Annotated in this window: 17 protein-coding genes; 8 read left to right on the plus strand and 9 right to left on the minus strand. The window is 63.3% G+C overall.

Annotated features, from left to right (window positions below):
• Positions 1–54: 54 nt before the first annotated feature.
• Positions 55–1,029 carry a quinone oxidoreductase family protein gene (locus BMX04_RS10945; protein ID WP_050661452.1) on the minus strand — a complete coding sequence of 325 codons (975 nt, stop codon included), beginning with the start codon at positions 1,027–1,029 and terminating at the stop codon, positions 55–57.
• 138 nt (positions 1,030–1,167) lie between these two features.
• Positions 1,168–1,434 (minus strand): hypothetical protein, encoded by a 267-nt coding sequence (locus BMX04_RS10950; RefSeq protein ID WP_050661453.1) that lies wholly within the window; start codon positions 1,432–1,434, stop codon positions 1,168–1,170.
• 110 nt (positions 1,435–1,544) lie between these two features.
• On the opposite strand from BMX04_RS10950, the gene BMX04_RS10955 reads away from it, so the two are divergent.
• Positions 1,545–2,591 (plus strand): sodium:calcium antiporter, encoded by a 1,047-nt coding sequence (locus BMX04_RS10955; RefSeq protein ID WP_074786398.1) that lies wholly within the window; start codon positions 1,545–1,547, stop codon positions 2,589–2,591.
• A gap of 45 nt (positions 2,592–2,636) precedes the next feature.
• Here BMX04_RS10955 and BMX04_RS10960 read toward each other — a convergent pair whose 3' ends face one another.
• A complete protein-coding gene (locus tag BMX04_RS10960; protein WP_074786401.1) occupies positions 2,637–3,905 on the minus strand; it encodes an MFS transporter in 1,269 nt (422 codons plus the stop codon).
• A 225-nt stretch (positions 3,906–4,130) separates the two neighbouring features.
• On the opposite strand from BMX04_RS10960, the gene metG reads away from it, so the two are divergent.
• A complete protein-coding gene (gene metG, locus BMX04_RS10965; protein ID WP_050661524.1) occupies positions 4,131–5,843 on the plus strand; it encodes a methionine--tRNA ligase in 1,713 nt (570 codons plus the stop codon).
• Positions 5,844–6,109: 266 nt separating this feature from the next.
• Here metG and BMX04_RS10970 read toward each other — a convergent pair whose 3' ends face one another.
• Positions 6,110–6,388, minus strand: coding sequence for an acylphosphatase (locus tag BMX04_RS10970; RefSeq protein WP_050661525.1), 279 nt, complete (start codon positions 6,386–6,388; stop codon positions 6,110–6,112).
• 136 nt (positions 6,389–6,524) lie between these two features.
• Here BMX04_RS10970 and lepA point away from each other — a divergent pair, with 136 nt between their 5' ends.
• The 3 genes from lepA (at position 6,525) to BMX04_RS10985 (ending at position 9,307) form a co-directional block, all read left to right on the plus strand.
• Positions 6,525–8,324 carry a translation elongation factor 4 gene (gene lepA, locus BMX04_RS10975; protein WP_074786404.1) on the plus strand — a complete coding sequence of 600 codons (1,800 nt, stop codon included), beginning with the start codon at positions 6,525–6,527 and terminating at the stop codon, positions 8,322–8,324.
• Positions 8,325–8,483: 159 nt separating this feature from the next.
• Positions 8,484–8,996, plus strand: a complete 513-nt coding sequence (locus BMX04_RS10980) for an alkylphosphonate utilization protein (RefSeq protein ID WP_050661457.1) — start codon at positions 8,484–8,486, stop codon at positions 8,994–8,996.
• Positions 8,997–9,061: 65 nt separating this feature from the next.
• Positions 9,062–9,307, plus strand: coding sequence for a hypothetical protein (locus tag BMX04_RS10985; RefSeq protein WP_050661458.1), 246 nt, complete (start codon positions 9,062–9,064; stop codon positions 9,305–9,307).
• 7 nt (positions 9,308–9,314) lie between these two features.
• On the opposite strand, the gene BMX04_RS18875 is transcribed toward BMX04_RS10985, so the two are convergent.
• The 3 genes from BMX04_RS18875 to BMX04_RS11000 form a co-directional block, all read right to left on the minus strand.
• A complete protein-coding gene (locus tag BMX04_RS18875; RefSeq protein ID WP_139194539.1) occupies positions 9,315–9,434 on the minus strand; it encodes an entericidin A/B family lipoprotein in 120 nt (39 codons plus the stop codon).
• A 127-nt stretch (positions 9,435–9,561) separates the two neighbouring features.
• Positions 9,562–11,082 (minus strand): aldehyde dehydrogenase, encoded by a 1,521-nt coding sequence (gene adh / locus BMX04_RS10995; protein ID WP_074786407.1) that lies wholly within the window; start codon positions 11,080–11,082, stop codon positions 9,562–9,564.
• 108 nt (positions 11,083–11,190) lie between these two features.
• Positions 11,191–12,072, minus strand: coding sequence for a GAF domain-containing protein (locus tag BMX04_RS11000; protein WP_050661526.1), 882 nt, complete (start codon positions 12,070–12,072; stop codon positions 11,191–11,193).
• A 245-nt stretch (positions 12,073–12,317) separates the two neighbouring features.
• Between BMX04_RS11000 and BMX04_RS11005 the strand changes: the two genes are divergently transcribed.
• Positions 12,318–12,503, plus strand: coding sequence for a CTP synthetase (locus tag BMX04_RS11005; protein ID WP_074786410.1), 186 nt, complete (start codon positions 12,318–12,320; stop codon positions 12,501–12,503).
• 9 nt (positions 12,504–12,512) lie between these two features.
• Here the strand turns inward: BMX04_RS11005 and BMX04_RS11010 are convergent, their stop codons facing one another.
• Positions 12,513–13,271, minus strand: a complete 759-nt coding sequence (locus BMX04_RS11010) for an alpha/beta fold hydrolase (protein ID WP_074786413.1) — start codon at positions 13,269–13,271, stop codon at positions 12,513–12,515.
• Positions 13,272–13,361: 90 nt separating this feature from the next.
• On the opposite strand from BMX04_RS11010, the gene BMX04_RS11015 reads away from it, so the two are divergent.
• Entirely contained in the window at positions 13,362–13,736 is a 375-nt protein-coding gene (locus tag BMX04_RS11015; RefSeq protein WP_074786415.1) for a hypothetical protein, read from the plus strand.
• 82 nt (positions 13,737–13,818) lie between these two features.
• Here the strand turns inward: BMX04_RS11015 and glyA are convergent, their stop codons facing one another.
• Positions 13,819–15,126, minus strand: a complete 1,308-nt coding sequence (gene glyA, locus BMX04_RS11020) for a serine hydroxymethyltransferase (protein ID WP_074786418.1) — start codon at positions 15,124–15,126, stop codon at positions 13,819–13,821.
• A gap of 170 nt (positions 15,127–15,296) precedes the next feature.
• On the opposite strand from glyA, the gene BMX04_RS11025 reads away from it, so the two are divergent.
• The gene (locus tag BMX04_RS11025; RefSeq protein ID WP_050661527.1) at positions 15,297–16,058 is read left to right on the plus strand and encodes an NAD kinase; all 762 of its coding nucleotides are present in this window, start codon (positions 15,297–15,299) and stop codon (positions 16,056–16,058) included.
• Positions 16,059–16,079 lie beyond the last annotated feature (21 nt).

Raw genomic sequence — 16,079 nt, forward strand, 5'->3', positions numbered from 1 at the left:
CACCATCCCTTCCAGCCGCAACGTCGGATCGGCATTGATCTCAGCACGGTTCAATCAAAGCGTCAGGATCGTCGATCCGGTGGTTAGCCGCCCTTCGAGCGCGCGATGCGCCTCGGTGATCTCCTCGAGCGGAAAGGTCTGCCCGATATTGACGTTGATCGCCCCGCTCTCGACCTTGTCGAAGAGATGCTGCGCCATGTTCTGACAGCGCGCATGATCGGCAAGGAAGGTGAACAGCGTGGTCCGCGTAAGTTTCAGCGATCCCTTGGCAGCGAGCGTCAAAAGGCTCACCGGCTCGACCGGACCCGAGGCATTCCCGAAGGACATCATCATCCCGAGCGGCTTGAGACAATCAAGCGAGCGCTCGAACGTATCCTTGCCGACGCCGTCCATCACCACATCGACACCTACGCCATCGGTCAGCGCCTTGACCTCGGCCACGAAATCCTTGTCGCGATAGTTGATGCAGGCCGAGGCGCCGTTATCGAGTGCAAGCTGACATTTCTCGTCTGTTCCCGCAGTTCCGATCAACCTGATCCCCTCAGAGCGCGCCCACTGACAGGCCAGAAGGCCCACGCCGCCGGCGGCGGCATGAAAGAGCACGGTCTGCCCTGTCTCCAGTGGCCAAACCCGGTGAAAAAGATATTCGACCGTCATCCCCTGCAACATGATCGAAGCCGCGTCCTCGAACGAAATGCCATCCGGCAGCGGGCAGACCTGTGCAGCGGGCATGACCCGCGCCTCGCAATAGGCCCCCGGCGGGGTCGCGGCATAGGCGGCGCGGTCGCCTTCCTTGAGATGGGTGACGCCCTCGCCCACGGCCTCGACAACACCTGCGGCCTCCATTCCCAGCGCATGCGGCAGGGTAAGCGGATAGAGACCGGTGCGCTGATAAACATCGATGAAATTCAGACCGCAGGCCTTGTGCCGAATGCGGATTTCGCCCGGTCCCGGTTCACCTACCTTGCGATCAACGAGTTTGAGTGCCTCGGGGCCGCCTGCCTCTTCGATAATAACCGTGCGCGCCATGACGTCAGCCCTCCCTTTTCCTGTCGCTGCTACCTTGTCGGGGAGATAAGTTCACTTTTCTCCGAAAGGCAATGGCAGAGCGGGTGGCGATCCTCAGGCAGGACTGCCGGCCATGTCTGGGGCCGACCGTATAATGGCTTAGTGACGACGCAGTTTCCGGATCGCGTCAAGTTCGGCGCTGCTGACGCCGGTGGTCTGTGCGATGCTGTCATGGCTCTGGCCAAGACGCGCCATGTCCACCGCCTGTTCGATCATGCGGTCGCTGACCAGCCAGTCGAAATCCCGGCGCATCTCGTCCATGCGATCCGACAGGGTGCCCGCAATCGCGCGCACGCGGCGATGATCAGCCGCGAACGCACCCTGATCTGATCCGCACCGCCCTCCCTCACGGCGCACCCGTCGCATCGACGATCTTCAAGCCAATGCACAAGGATGATACGCTGAGCATGGAACCGGCTGCTTCGAGAATGCCGGACAGGCTCGCCCATGCTTGAGACGGAAAAGGACCGCGCCCGATGCTTGCCAGCTGGTCGACCCCATATCTGGTCGCAGGCTTCCTGCTGGGGGCGGTTATCGTACTGTTCACCGGCCTTCGCATCACCCGGCTGGTGGACAGACTGGCCGACCGGACCGGCATCGGCGAGGCCCTCGCCGGCGCTGTTCTGCTAGGCGCGGCTACGTCCCTGAGCGGCACCATCGTGTCGATCACCGCCGCGCTCGACGGGCAGGCGTCGCTTGCCTATTCCAACGGGATCGGTGGCATTGCCGCCCAGACCGCCTTTCTCGCCATCGCCGATCTGGTCTATCGCAAGGCCAATCTGGAACATGCTGCGGCCGATCTCGGCAATATTTTCCAGTCGATCACGCTGATCGTGCTGCTGACGCTGCCACTGCTCGCATCAAACTGGGCAGAGACCACGTTTCTTGCCATTCATCCGGTCTCGCTGATCATACCGATTCTCTATGTCAGCGGGCTCATTGCCACCCGCGCGCTGCGCGAAAAGCCAATGTGGCAGCCCGTATCCACCGCCGAGACACGCGAGGACCTGCCCGAACCAGAGCCCGAAGCCGATCGCCGGAAAAGCACAGGGCGGCTTTTCCTCGACCTCGCCCTGCTCATGCTGATCATGGGCATCGCCGGATGGGTCATCGCCAAGACAGCCGGGACACTCACCGGGCGCCTCGAATTGTCAGAATCGCTGGTCGGGGCCCTCGCGACTGCCGTCGTGACGTCCTTTCCAGAACTCGTGACCACCGTCGCCGCTGTGCGGCGCGGCGCGTTGCAACTGGCGGTCGGCGGGATCATCGGCGGCAACAGCTTCGACACGCTGTTCCTGAGCGCGGCGGATATCTCGTTCCGCGATGGCTCGCTCTACCATGCGGCAGGCGCAGGGGACCAGTTCTGGAACCTCACCGCCATCCTGATGACCGCCGTCCTGCTGGGGGGGCTGGTCCTGCGCCAACGCGTCGGACCGGCCCGGATCGGGGCCGAGAGCATGGCGCTGCTCGGCCTCTACGCCTGCGCCATCGCGATGCAGATCACGGTGATGTCCGGGCCCTGACCATCGTTCGCGGCGACGGCCATTCGCCGCTTGCCGGCGCGCGCCTCACACCTCGCGCGCCTCGTCCTCAGCGGTCTCTTCGGCCGTATCCACATACCACTCCTGTGCTGCGGCCAGCGCCACCGGCGAGCCTGTCGGGCTGACCCCGAGATAGGCGCCGGTCTCGTCCACCGGCACCGAGGGCCGCCGCGTCATCCGCCATGCCGCATAGACCGCGATCAGCGTGAACAGCCCCGCAAGAAACAGCCAGAACCCGTGCGGCCCGACCACGTTCATCAACTGCCCGGTGGCCACAGGTCCGACAATCGCCCCCATCCCGTAGACGAAGACCAGCCCCCCCGAGGCGGCGGCCATGTCCTCGATCTGGAGGAAATCGTTGGTATAGGCGATGAACAGCGAATAAAGCGGCGACGCCATGCCCCCCATGACAAAGCCCAGCACCAGCAGCGTTTCGAAATCCACCCCCAGAAACGCGCCGACCCCGGTGCTGACCGCGCCCACCGCCGATACGCCCAGGATCAGCAGCCGCCGGTCCAGCCGGTCCGAAAGCCAGCCCACCGGCACCTGAAACACCATCGCCCCGGTAAAGATCGACGCCACGAATCCACTGATCTGCCCCACGCTCAGCCCCGCCTCGGCCCCATAGACCGAGGCCATGCCGAACTGCGCCGCGAAAATCCCGCCAAGGATCAGCATCCCGACACTGGCCAGCGGCGAGCTTTCATAAAGCCGACGCAGGGTCATCGGCTTGTCGGTCTCGAAGGCGGGCGTCGGCGTCGCCGATAACAGGATCGGCGCAAAGCTCAGCGACACCAGGATCGACGGCACAACAAAAAGGAAATATCCGGCCGCCTCACCCAGGTTCATCAGCCCTTGCGCCGCGATGATGCCAGTGGTCTGAGCGATCATATAGGCCGACAGGATCTTGCCCCGGGTGGTGTTGGTCGCGGCATTGTTAAGCCAGCTTTCGGCGGTGACATACACGCCCGACAGGCAAAACCCGAGCAGGATGCGGATCACCGTCCAGCTATATGGATCGGTCAGCACCGGAAAGGCAATCAGCCCCGCCGAGATGAACGACCCGAGCGCAGCAAAGACCCGCACATGCCCAACCCGGCGGATCATCTCGGGCGTCACCCGGCTGCCCACCAGGAAGCCAAGGAAATAGGCAGAGGTGATGACCGACAGTTGCAGCGTGCCGAAACCTTCGATGCCGCCGCGCACACCCATCAGCGTGGCCTGCATGCCGTTGCCGATCATGATCAGTGTCATGCCCAGCAACAGCGCCCAGACCGATCCCAGAACCTTGAACATGGCGGGCTTTCCTCTTGCCTGACATTGCGGGCGCGCGCCGCCCGTATGCCGGCGCCGCTACCACTGACCGGGCGCGCGCGTCAAACCGGTTTCGCGGCTCCTAACCCGGCAAATCACCGGCTTGCGCAAATATGCGGCACGCCCGGGCGCGCCCTCTGGCCCTTTGGGCGCGAGACAGGTAAACGCGTGGGCAAGAACGCGGTCCGGCAAAGGCAGACACACCCGATGGCACGTCATCTGATCACCTCGGCGATTCCCTATATCAACGGGATCAAGCATCTCGGCAATCTGGTGGGTTCGCAGCTTCCTGCGGATCTTTTCGCCCGCTACTGCCGCGCGCGCGGCGATGAGGTGCTGTTCCTCTGCGCCACCGACGAGCACGGCACCCCAGCCGAACTCGCCGCCGCAAAGGCAGGCCAGCCGGTGGCCGAGTATTGCGCCGAGATGTGGCAGGTGCAAAAGCGCCTTTCCGACGGCTTCCGCCTGAGCTTCGATCATTTCGGTCGCTCGTCGAGCCCGCAGAACCATCGCCTGACCCAGTATTTCGCGAAGCGCCTTCATGAACAGGGGCTGATCCGCGAGGTTTCGGAAACCCAGATGTATTCACCCACCGACGGGCGCTACCTGCCTGACCGCTACATCGAGGGCACCTGCCCCAATTGCGGCTTCGAGTCCGCGCGCGGCGATCAATGCGACAATTGCACCAAGCAGCTTGATCCCGTCGATCTGATCAACCCCCGCTCGGTGATCTCGGGCGCGACCGATCTGGAGATGCGCGAGACCAAGCATCTCTATCTCTGCCAGTCGCAGATGAAAGACGAGTTGGAAGCCTGGATCGATAGCAAGACAAACTGGCCGATCCTCACCACCTCAATCGCCAAGAAATGGCTCAATGATGGCGACGGGCTACAGGATCGCGGCATCACCCGTGATCTCGACTGGGGCATTCCGGTCAAGCGTGGAGACGAAGACTGGCCCGGAATGGAGGGCAAGGTGTTCTACGTCTGGTTCGACGCCCCCATCGAATACATCGCCTGCGCGCAGGAATGGGTCGAAGCGGGCAACGGCACCGATTGGCAACGCTGGTGGCGCACCGACAAGGGCGCCGATGACGTCACCTATACCCAGTTCATGGGCAAGGATAACGTGCCGTTCCACACGCTCAGCTTTCCGGCCACGATCCTCGGCTCAGCCGAGCCTTGGAAGCTGGTGGATTACATCAAGTCGTTCAACTACCTCAATTACGATGGCGGCCAGTTCAGCACTTCGCGCGGGCGCGGCGTGTTCATGGATCAGGCGCTCGAAATCCTGCCCGCCGATTACTGGCGCTGGTGGCTGCTGAGCCACGCGCCCGAAAGCTCGGATGCCGAGTTCACATGGGAGAATTTCCAGGCCTCGGTGAACAAGGATCTGGCCGATGTCCTTGGCAATTTCGTCTCCCGCGTGACCAAGTTCTGCCGTTCCAAATTCGGCGAAGAGGTGCCCGAGGGCGGGGCTTACGGCGCGCAGGAAGAAGCGCTGATCGCACGTCTCACCAACCGCATCCGCGAGTACGAGGGCCACATGCAGGCGATGGAGGTGCGTAAATCCGCCACCGCGCTGCGCGCGATCTGGGTTGAGGGCAACGAATACCTGCAAGAGGCCGCGCCGTGGTCCACCTTCAAGACCGACCCCGAACAGGCCGCGATGCAGATTCGCCTCGCGCTCAACCTCATCCGGCTTTACGCGGTGCTCTCGGCCCCGTTCATTCCCGATGCCGCCGCCGCAATGCTGGCGGCGATAAAGACCGAGGATACCCACTGGCCCGATGACGTGCCCGGCAAGCTTGGTGTCCTCGCCCCCGGCCATGCCTTCGAGGTGCCCGAGGTGCTCTTTTCCAAGATCGCCGATGATCAGCGCGAGGATTGGCAGGCGCGTTTCTCAGGCACGCGGGACTGAGCGGCGAGGGAGGTGTTGGCCTGAAGCGGACATAGCACCCCGCCAGAAGGTGCCGCGCGGTCGCAGGGCCGGGGACTGGCGACGCAACGGCTGATGCCCGCACTTTATCCCAGCCAAGTCATCCTGAACTCAACACGTTGCGCAAGCTATCAAATCGCCAGGCCGCGGGACGGCCCTGCGATCGCGCGGCACCTTCGGTGCGTTTCGCGCGGGTGGTGCGTATGTCGGGTTCAGGCCAAACTGACCCACCGCCCGACTCCCCACCGTTACCGCCGGATATCGAAATGCGACGCGCCCTCGGGTGCCGCGTCATCCACCGTCACCGCACGCACGACCGCCGCAGGCGGGCCCTTGTGCAGCGCCGCAAGCATCGCGTCGACCTCTGCGCCCGGCCCTTCCAGATGCGCCAGAACAGAGCCATCGGCCGCGTTGCGCACCCAGCCAGACAGCCCGCGCCCCTGCGCTTCGACCTGCGTCCAGGCGCGAAAGCTCACTCCCTGCACCCGGCCCTCGACACGCACCGACACCGCCTTGACCTCCGCCATGATCGCCTCCTTGTCTGCCTGATCCGAGCCTATCACATATCGCCCCTCCGACGCGCGCGGAATCCATGCGGCTCAGGCGCCCCATTCCCGCAATCCACCTTGACCAACCCCCCATTCCCATACATATGCGAGAGCCATGACACCGCTCTCGCACATCCGCAATTTCTCCATCGTGGCGCATATCGACCACGGTAAATCCACCCTTGCCGACCGGCTGATCCAGATGACGGACACGGTCGCCGAACGGGACATGAAAGAGCAGTTGCTCGACAGTATGGATATCGAGCGCGAGCGCGGCATCACCATCAAGGCCAACACCGTCCGCATCGACTATTCGTCCGACGACGGTCAGCAATACGTGCTCAACCTGATCGACACGCCCGGTCACGTGGATTTCTCCTACGAGGTCAGCCGCTCGATGCGCGCGGTCGAGGGCTCGCTCCTGGTGGTCGACAGCACGCAGGGTGTCGAGGCGCAAACGCTGGCCAATGTCTATCAGGCGATCGACGCGGGTCACGAGCTGGTGCCGGTGCTCAACAAGATCGACCTGCCCGCCTCGGATCTCGACCGGGTGGCGGAACAGATCGAAGAGGTGATCGGCATCGACGCCTCGGGCGCGATACCGGTTTCAGCCAAGACGGGCCAAGGCATCCGCGAGGTGCTGGAGGCGATCATCGCCCACCTTCCGCCGCCCGCAGGCGACCGCGACGCGCCGCTCAAGGCGATGCTGGTGGACAGCAAGTACGACCTCTATCTTGGCGTGGTCGTGCTGGTGCGGATCATGGACGGCGTGATGAAAAAGGGCGACCGGATTCGCATGCTCCAGACCGATGCCACCTACAATGTCGAGCGCATCGGCGTGTTCCGCCCGGCCATGACCGTGGTCGATGAATTGGGTCCGGGCGAGATCGGCTTCATCACCGCCTCGATCAAGCAGGTCCGCGACACCCGCGTCGGCGACACAATCACCCATGTCAAACGCCCCTGCGACAAGGCGCTTCCGGGCTTCAAACCCTCGGTGCCGGTGGTGTTCTGCGGCCTCTTCCCGGTCGATTCCGCGCAGTTCGAAGACCTGCGCGACGCGATCGAGAAACTGGCGCTGAACGACGCCTCCTTCAGCTACGAGATGGAAAGTTCCGCCGCGCTCGGGTTCGGCTTCCGCTGCGGCTTTCTGGGGCTCCTGCATCTTGAGGTGATCCGCGACCGGGTCGAGCGCGAGTACGATATCGAACTGATCACCACCGCGCCTTCGGTCGTATATCACCTCTTCATGAAGGATGGCGAAGAACGCGAATTGCACAACCCCGCCGACATGCCCGACCCCAGCCATGTCGACCATGTCGAGGAGCCGCGCATCAAGGCGACGATCCTGGTGCCCGACGAGTATCTCGGCGACGTGCTCAAGCTTTGCCAGGACCGGCGCGGCATTCAGCTTGATATGACCTATGCCGGGGCCCGCGCGATGGTGGTCTACGACCTGCCCTTGAACGAGGTGGTGTTCGACTTCTACGACCGGCTGAAATCGGTGACCAAGGGCTATGCATCCTTCGATTATCAGCTCGAAGGCTACCGCGCCGACAATCTCGTGAAGATGCAGGTCCTCGTCAATGACGAGCCGGTCGATGCGTTGTCGATGATGGTCCACCGCGACCGCGCCGAACAGCGCGGGCGGGCGATGTGCGAGAAACTGAAAGACCTGATCCCCCGCCACATGTTCAAGATCCCCATTCAGGCGGCCATCGGCGGCAAGGTCATCGCCCGCGAGACAATCTCGGCGCTGCGCAAGGACGTGACGGCGAAATGCTATGGCGGCGATGCCACGCGGAAGAAGAAGCTGCTGGAAAAGCAGAAGGCCGGCAAGAAGAAGATGCGCCAGTTCGGACGGGTGGAGATCCCGCAGGAGGCGTTCATTTCGGCATTGAAGATGGATGATTGAGGGTTTGGGGGCGTGATGTCACGGATGTCCAACGCCCCTTTAGGATGGCTGCCAAACCGCCATCCCGCACCGCTCGCATAGGTGGGTTATCCCCTTCCCCCGCCGCTGCATTGCGCCTATAGCGGTGGCAACACATCCCGTATCCCGGACATCTCTCCCATGACCTGTGCGCTTTGCTCTGCCGATGCCCCGCTGACAGACACCCCCGTGACCGGCGGCCCGGACGGGGCGAGTGCCGCGCTCTGTGGAACCTGTACGGACCAGATCACGGGTACGCCCGACCCCGACCACTGGCGCTGTCTTGCCGCCGCGATGTGGTCCGAGAATGCCGCCACGCAGGTCCTCGCCGCGCGCATGCTGGACCGCCTTTCAGAGCACGACTGGGCGCGCGATCTGGCGGGGCAGCTCTGGCTCGATGACGACACCCGCGCCTGGGTCGAGAACATCGCCCGTGATAGCGGCCATCGCGACAGCAACGGCGTACCGCTGATGCAGGGCGATACCGTGGTGCTGATCAAGGACCTGCCCGTAAAAGGCGCCAGTTTCACCGCCAAGCGCGGCACGGCGGTACGCGGCATCTCGCTTGTTCCCGACAATCCGGCCCACATCGAAGGCCGCGTCGAAGGCCAGCGCATCGTGATCCTGACGGAGTTCGTCAAGAAGCGCATCTAGCGCCCCCCTTGACACGGCCCCTCCTACATTCCCACGTCTAAGGGTGCAGCGAAAGGAGGACCATCATGGACCGTCTGAGTCTGTATCTCACCCTTGCCACCGGGCCCGTAACCGTAGGCGGGCTGGTCATCACCGTTATGGCATTCGGCTACTACACTTGGCCCGCCATTGGCGGCGCTGCCGCTGTGGGCGCGCTTGCCGCATGGCCGTTGGCCTATCTGATCTCCCGCCGGGTCAAGCGCAAGGACCCGAATTTCGATCACACCCAAGAAGGCGGCCTGATCCCAGATCCCTCGAAACCCGAGGTCTGAGACCGGCTTACTCTGCGGCCTGCTCCACCGCGCGGCCTGCGTTCTGCAGGTCGCGCCCGGCACCTTGCACCGTCTCGCAGGCAGCCAGACCCGTGCAGGCGACAAGCCCGATCATCAGCCATTTCATGTCGCGTCTCTCCCATTTGTCTTTGTCTTCTTTATAGCCCCGCAGCACGGCCCGCAAACCCCCATGCCGCCCCACGAAAAAGGCCGCCGGGTTTCCCCGACGGCCAGCACTCGTTACGCTTACAGCCTCAGAAAAAACCGAGCTTGTTGGGATTGTAGCTGACCAGCATGTTCTTGGTCTGCTGATAGTGGTCGAGCATCATCTTGTGGTTCTCGCGCCCGACGCCAGACTGCTTGTAGCCGCCAAAGGCCGCATGTGCCGGATAGGCGTGATAGTTGTTGACCCAGACACGCCCCGCCTCGATCGCGCGGCCAAAGCGGTAGGCGCGGCTGCCGTCGCGGGTCCAGACACCGGCCCCAAGCCCGTACATCGTGTCATTGGCGATGGCGAGCGCCTCGGCCTCGTCCTTGAAGGTGGTGACGCTGACGACGGGGCCGAAGATTTCCTCCTGAAACACCCGCATCTTGTTGTGCCCCTTGAGAATCGTGGGCTGCACGTAATAGCCGCCCGAGAGGTCACCGTCGAAGCGCGCGGCCTGCCCGCCGACCAGCACCTCGGCCCCCTCTTCGACACCGATGGTCAGGTAGGACATGATCTTGTCCTGCTGCTCGGCGCTCGCTTGTGCGCCCACCATCGTTTCGGGGTCGCGCGGATCGCCCTGCTTGATCGCCTTAACGCGCGCGATGCAGCGGGCGATGAATTCCTCGTAGATATCCTCCTGAATAAGCGCGCGGCTCGGGCAGGTGCAGACCTCACCCTGATTGAAGGCAAAAAGCACGAACCCCTCGACCGCCTTGTCGAGGAAGGCATCATCCTGCGCCATCACGTCGGAAAAGAAGATGTTGGGCGACTTGCCGCCCAGCTCCAGCGTGACGGGGATGAGGTTCTCGGTCGCGGCCTGCATGATCTTGCGCCCGGTCTCGGTCGAGCCGGTAAAGGCGATTTTGGCGATGCGCGGCGATCTCGCGAGCGGCGCGCCCACCTCGGCCCCCATGCCGTTGACGATGTTGAGCACGCCCGCAGGCAGCAGATCGTCAATCAGTTCGGCCAGAACCATGATCGCGGCAGGCGTCTGTTCCGCCGGTTTCAGCACGATGCAATTGCCCGCCGCCAGCGCCGGCGCGAGCTTCCACGCCGCCATCAGGATCGAGAAATTCCACGGGATGATCTGCCCCACGACGCCAAGCGGCTCGTGGAAGTGATAGGCGACCGTATCCTGGTCGATCTCGGACATGCTGCCTTCCTGCCCGCGCAAAACGCCTGCGAAATAGCGGAAATGGTCAACCGCCAGCGGAATATCGGCGGCCATCGTCTCGCGGATGGGCTTGCCGTTGTCCCATGTCTCGGCCTGCGCGATAATCTCAAGATTGGCCTCCATGACATGGGCGATCTTGAGCAGGATGTTCGACCGTTCGGTGGCCGAGGTCCGGCCCCAGGCGTCCTTTGCGGCATGGGCGGCATCGAGCGCCAGTTCCACATCCGCCGCGTCCGAGCGCGCCACCTCGCAGACGACCGCGCCGGTGATGGGCGTGATATTCTCGAAATAGCGCCCGTTCACGGGGGGCACGAACGCGCCGCCGATGAAATTGTCGTAATGGGATTTGAAGGGCGCGCCCTGCTGGCCCGCCACCTGTGTCATCTCGTTCATTGGGTTTCCTCCGGTTGTCCCCGGTCCTCCGCCGGGGAATGAGGCTACCCTGCGCACCACACCACCCCGCGTCACCCCATGCGCGGAGGACGGGCGGGCGCACCTGTCTCAATCCTGAGACAGGTCGCCGATGCTTTCGTTGAAACCCAGCCGTTTCATCCGCCGATAGAGCGTCGCGCGTCCGATCCCGAGCGCGCGCGCGGCCTCCGAGACATTGCCCCCGGCCCGTGCCAGCGCCCGAATCACCGCCGCGCGCTCGGCTTTCTCAAAGCCGCGTGGCCCGTCCTCACGGCCGAAAATATCGCTCGCGGGCACCGGTCGGATCGCCACCGCCTGCCCCAGACCGAACGCCTTGCGCGCGGCACGTGTGGCCCCCACGACGATATCGTCGCCATCCACCGCCAGCAGCATCGCCGCCTCGCTGTCGTCATGGTCGGCATAGAGGATGCGGGCGCGCGGATAGGCGGCGCGGAAATTGTCGGCCTCGATCTGCCGCGCGGTCTGCGCCACCATTGCGCCAATCAGCCGGTTGAATGCCTCGGTCTGATCCGACCGCGCCGAGGACACGTCGAGCGCCGCCATGATGCGGCCATCGGCCCCGTAGATCGGCGCATCCATGCAGCTCATCGCGGTGTTGCGCGCCAGGAAATGCTCGTCGCGATGGATGATGACGCGGCGATCCTCGGCGATGCAGGTGCCGATCCCGTTGGTGCCCTCTGCCGCCTCGGACCAGTCGGCCCCCTGCCACAGCCCCCAATCCTCGAAGATCGACGCATCTCCCTCGGCACAGCGCTGATCGAGCACAACCCCCTCGGCATCGGTCAGCAGCACCGCACAGCCCGAATGTCCCAGCAGACCGAAAAGTTGATCCAGCTTCGGCGCGGCCACTTGCAGGAACTGCTCCAACCCCGCCTGCCGCTGCCGCAACTCGGTCTCCTCCACCCGTTCGGGCGCGCGCCGCTCTGCGGGGTCCAGCCCATGCGTGAGCATCGAGCGCCGCCACGACGCAACCACCCGCGACCGCGCCGGGGCCGAGGCCGATTGCGACTGTTCGAGGACCTTGTCCACATGGCTGCGTTTATCGGTGATGGGGCGTCTCCCGCATGTAGCTATCCGACAAGGATAGCCCGCGCGACCCGCGCCTGTAAATCCGGACAATCGTGACCCAGATCAAGGCGCGCACCGAAAACCGCGCCTAATAATCGCCGCAACGATCCTCAGACCCGGAGAACCCCATGCTGCGCCTTGGTTTCATCCTGCATCTTTTCATCGGCTCCACCATCGCGGGATCCGCCGTCATCGCGGCTCTCGTGATAGGACAGGACACGCTGATCCCGATCCTGATCGCCGCCGCCATCGGCTTTGTCGCGGCCATTCCGGTGACATGGGTGGTCACGAAAATGCTCTACGAGGACGGCTGATCACCGCGCTCAGCCCTCAAGCCATGTGCGCACTGCCGCCTCGAATTCGCGCGGCTTCTCGGCATGCAGCCAGTGGCCCGCGCCGGGGATTTTGGCAAACTGCGCCGCCGGAAAAAGCGCCTTGATCCGGTCGCGATGCGCGCGCCCGACATAGTCCGACTCCGCGCCGCTCAGGAACAGGGTGCGCCCGTCATAAGCGCCTGACATCTCGGGAAAGCTCAGGATCTTCGGCATCTCGCGCGCCAACGTGTCGAGGTTCAGCAACCAGCGTTTCTCGGTCACGTCGATCGCCTGCAAGAAAAATGGGACAAGCGCGGGGTTATCCACCGTCTCGCGCAATTGCTCGGCGGCGTCAGAGCGCCGCTCGACCCGCGACAGATCCACCGCTTTCATCGCCTCAATATACTGTATCTGGGTGTGCTCATAGGCGACAGGTGCTATATCTGCCACGATCAGGCTGTTGACCAGATCGGGCCGGGTCAGCGCCAGCACCATCGCCGCCTTGCCCCCCATCGAATGTCCCAACAGGTCACAGGGGCCTCCGATATCCTCGATCACCTCGGCCAGATCGGCGGCCATGTCTTCGTTGGAGTGCGTGTCAAACCAAGGGCTTGCCCCGTGATTGCGTTGATCCACGGCAACCACATGACGGCTGTCCGCGAGGCGTTTCGCGATCACCCCCCAGTTCCGACCCGAGCCATAAAGTCCGTGAACGATCACTAGACCGGGCCTGTCAGTCGGTGCACCATGTTCGATCCGGTTCAACATAGGACTTGAATATCGCCCCGCAGGATCAATGACCAGCCCCCTTGAGCGACCCGCAACAGACCGCTACACTCTGGCCAAAGGGGCGGCCAAGTGATTGATACAGAAGAGTTTCAGGCGAAAGTTGTGCGACTGCAAACCGCACTATCGGACAGGATGCGCCTGCGCGGTGCGACGCTCGAGCGACAGTTGCGCCGCGCCGGACGGCGTCTGCCCCGCCGTCAACGCCGCGCCGGTCAAATTATCCTCGGCGCACAAGACTGGATGGCCCATCCCAAACTTGCCCGGGTTCTGGATATGTCGGGCGTGAACAATGCCTTCACCGATCTGCATCGCTATCTCGACACGCTGGACCCGCGCGAGGCGCGCAAGACCGCAGTCTTGCGTCTCTTGGGTGGCATCGTGCTGAACCTGATGGTCTTGGGCGGGTTGGTCTATGCCCTCATCCGCTGGCAGGGCGCAGGCTAGGAAACCTACAATTCAACGTTGAGATAAAGAGAACCCCGCGCAGCACAGAGGCAGCGCGGGGTTTTATCATCTATGATCCGGTTCAGAGGTTCGGATAAAGCGGGAAGCGCGCGCAGAGCACCTCGACCTCGGCCTTCACCTTGGACTCTACCGCGGCGTTGCCCTCTTCGCCATTCGCCGCCAGACCATCGACCACCTCGATGATCCAGTCCGCGATCTGGCGGAACTCCGCCTCGCCGAAACCACGCGTCGTGCCCGCCGGGCTGCCAAGCCGTATCCCACTGGTCACAGTGGGCTTTTCCGGGTCAAACGGCACGCCGTTCTTGTTGCAGGTGATGTGCGCGCGGCCCAGTGCCTTATCGACGATATTTCCGGTGACGCCCTTGGGCCGCAGATCGACCAGAACGACATGGGTATCGGTGCCGTGGGTCACCGTATCCAGCCCGCCCTTTATCAGTTGATCCGACAGCGCCTGCGCATTTTTAACAACCTGTTGGATATACGTCTTGAATTCGGGGCGCAGCGCCTCTCCAAACGCCACGGCCTTGGCCGCGATCACGTGCATCAGCGGCCCGCCCTGGATGCCGGGAAAGATCGCCGAGTTGAATTTCTTGGCCAGCGCCTCGTCATTCGTCAGGATCATGCCGCCGCGCGGCCCGCGCAGCGTCTTGTGCGTCGTGGTGGTCGCCACATGCGCATGCGGGAACGGGCTGGGATGCTCGCCCGCGGCCACGAGACCGGCGAAATGCGCCATGTCCACATGCAGGTAAGCCCCGACCGAGTCAGCGATTTCCCGCATCTTGGCAAAGTCGATCTGGCGCGGGATGGCCGAGCCACCGGCGATAATCAGCTTGGGCTGATGCTCGGTGGCGAGTGACTGCACCTGATCATAGTCGATCAGGTTATCCTGGCGGCGCACGCCGTATTGCACCGCGTTGAACCACTTGCCTGACTGGTTCGGCGCCGCCCCATGGGTCAAGTGCCCACCGGCATCAAGGCTCATGCCCAGAATGGTATCGCCGGGTTTCAGCAAGGCCGTGAACACGCCCTGATTGGCCTGACTGCCCGAATTGGGCTGCACGTTGGCGAAACCGCAGCCAAACAGTTCACAGGCCCGCTCGATGGCGAGGTTTTCTGCGATATCGACATATTGACAGCCACCGTAGTAGCGCCGACCCGGGTATCCTTCGGCGTATTTGTTGGTCATCACGCTGCCCTGCGCCTCCATCACGGCGGCAGAGACGATGTTCTCGGAGGCGATCAGCTCGATCTCGTCGCGCTGACGACCCAGCTCCTGTCGGATCGCCCCGAAAAGATCGGGATCGCGAGAGGCGAGAGATTCAGTGAAAAAGCCTTTATCCGCTACAGGCTGATTTCCGTCATGGGGCATGTGAACAACTCCGGCAGAGGGTGAATTTTCGATTTCCTAAAGGAAACTCGTCCGTTTTGAAAGAATGTAAAGCGACGAATTCAATTGCAGGACCGGCACGGCTGGTCTTGGTGCGGGAATTGTGGTTCGATCCACGCCAATGCATCGCCTTTGGGAAACAGGACTTTGGCATGAGCCGCAAGATCGCTTTTGTCGCCAGCGACATGCCCGTCGCACAAACCGCCCGCGCGGCGCTTGTTGCACGCTTTGGGCATGTGCCTGAAGAGAACGCAGATGTCATCGTGGCGCTTGGCGGCGACGGGTTCATGCTGCACACATTGCACCGCACCCAGGGCCTCGGCGCACCGGTTTACGGCATGAACCGCGGCACCGTCGGCTTTCTGATGAATGAATACAGCGAAACCGACCTGATGGAGCGGCTTACGGCTGCAGAAGAAGAGGTCATCAACCCTCTGAGCATGACGGCGGAATCCCCCGACGGCACGATCCACGAGGCGCTGGCGATCAATGAGGTGTCGCTGTTGCGCGCAGGCCCGCAGGCGGCCAAGCTGCGGATCAGCATCGACGGGCGTCTAAGGCTGGAAGAGCTGGTCTGCGACGGCGCGCTCGTCGCCACACCGGCTGGATCGACAGCCTATAACAACAGCGCCCACGGTCCGATCCTGCCAATCGGTTCGGACGTGCTTGCGCTGACGGCGGTGGCGGCCTTTCGTCCGCGTCGCTGGCGCGGGGCGCTCTTGCCGAAAACCGCGCAGGTACGGTTCGATGTGATCGACCCCGAAAAGCGCCCGGTCATGGCCGATGCCGACAGCCGATGGGTCGAAAATGTGCTTTGGGTGGAAATCCGCTCGGAAACCCGCGTCACGCATCGAATCCTGTTCGATCCGGGCCATGGTCTGGAGGAAAGGCTGCTGCGCGAGCAATTCACCTGACGCCGGCACGGTCCGCCGTGC

Source organism: Roseovarius tolerans (assembly GCF_900109855.1).
Taxonomy (GTDB): domain Bacteria; phylum Pseudomonadota; class Alphaproteobacteria; order Rhodobacterales; family Rhodobacteraceae; genus Roseovarius; species Roseovarius tolerans.

Coding starts and splice junctions, on each gene's coding strand:
- BMX04_RS10980 (WP_050661457.1), top strand. CDS start 8,484: ATGACCTGTGCGCTTTGCTCTGCCGATGCCCCGCTGACAGACACCCCC.
- glyA (WP_074786418.1), bottom strand. CDS start 15,126: ATGCCCCATGACGGAAATCAGCCTGTAGCGGATAAAGGCTTTTTCACT.
- lepA (WP_074786404.1), top strand. CDS start 6,525: ATGACACCGCTCTCGCACATCCGCAATTTCTCCATCGTGGCGCATATC.
- BMX04_RS10970 (WP_050661525.1), bottom strand. CDS start 6,388: ATGGCGGAGGTCAAGGCGGTGTCGGTGCGTGTCGAGGGCCGGGTGCAG.
- metG (WP_050661524.1), top strand. CDS start 4,131: ATGGCACGTCATCTGATCACCTCGGCGATTCCCTATATCAACGGGATC.
- BMX04_RS10950 (WP_050661453.1), bottom strand. CDS start 1,434: ATGCGACGGGTGCGCCGTGAGGGAGGGCGGTGCGGATCAGATCAGGGT.
- BMX04_RS11025 (WP_050661527.1), top strand. CDS start 15,297: ATGAGCCGCAAGATCGCTTTTGTCGCCAGCGACATGCCCGTCGCACAA.
- BMX04_RS10955 (WP_074786398.1), top strand. CDS start 1,545: ATGCTTGCCAGCTGGTCGACCCCATATCTGGTCGCAGGCTTCCTGCTG.
- BMX04_RS11010 (WP_074786413.1), bottom strand. CDS start 13,271: ATGTTGAACCGGATCGAACATGGTGCACCGACTGACAGGCCCGGTCTA.
- BMX04_RS10945 (WP_050661452.1), bottom strand. CDS start 1,029: ATGGCGCGCACGGTTATTATCGAAGAGGCAGGCGGCCCCGAGGCACTC.
- BMX04_RS10960 (WP_074786401.1), bottom strand. CDS start 3,905: ATGTTCAAGGTTCTGGGATCGGTCTGGGCGCTGTTGCTGGGCATGACA.
- BMX04_RS18875 (WP_139194539.1), bottom strand. CDS start 9,434: ATGAAATGGCTGATGATCGGGCTTGTCGCCTGCACGGGTCTGGCTGCC.
- BMX04_RS11000 (WP_050661526.1), bottom strand. CDS start 12,072: ATGCTCACGCATGGGCTGGACCCCGCAGAGCGGCGCGCGCCCGAACGG.
- BMX04_RS10985 (WP_050661458.1), top strand. CDS start 9,062: ATGGACCGTCTGAGTCTGTATCTCACCCTTGCCACCGGGCCCGTAACC.
- BMX04_RS11005 (WP_074786410.1), top strand. CDS start 12,318: ATGCTGCGCCTTGGTTTCATCCTGCATCTTTTCATCGGCTCCACCATC.
- adh (WP_074786407.1), bottom strand. CDS start 11,082: ATGAACGAGATGACACAGGTGGCGGGCCAGCAGGGCGCGCCCTTCAAA.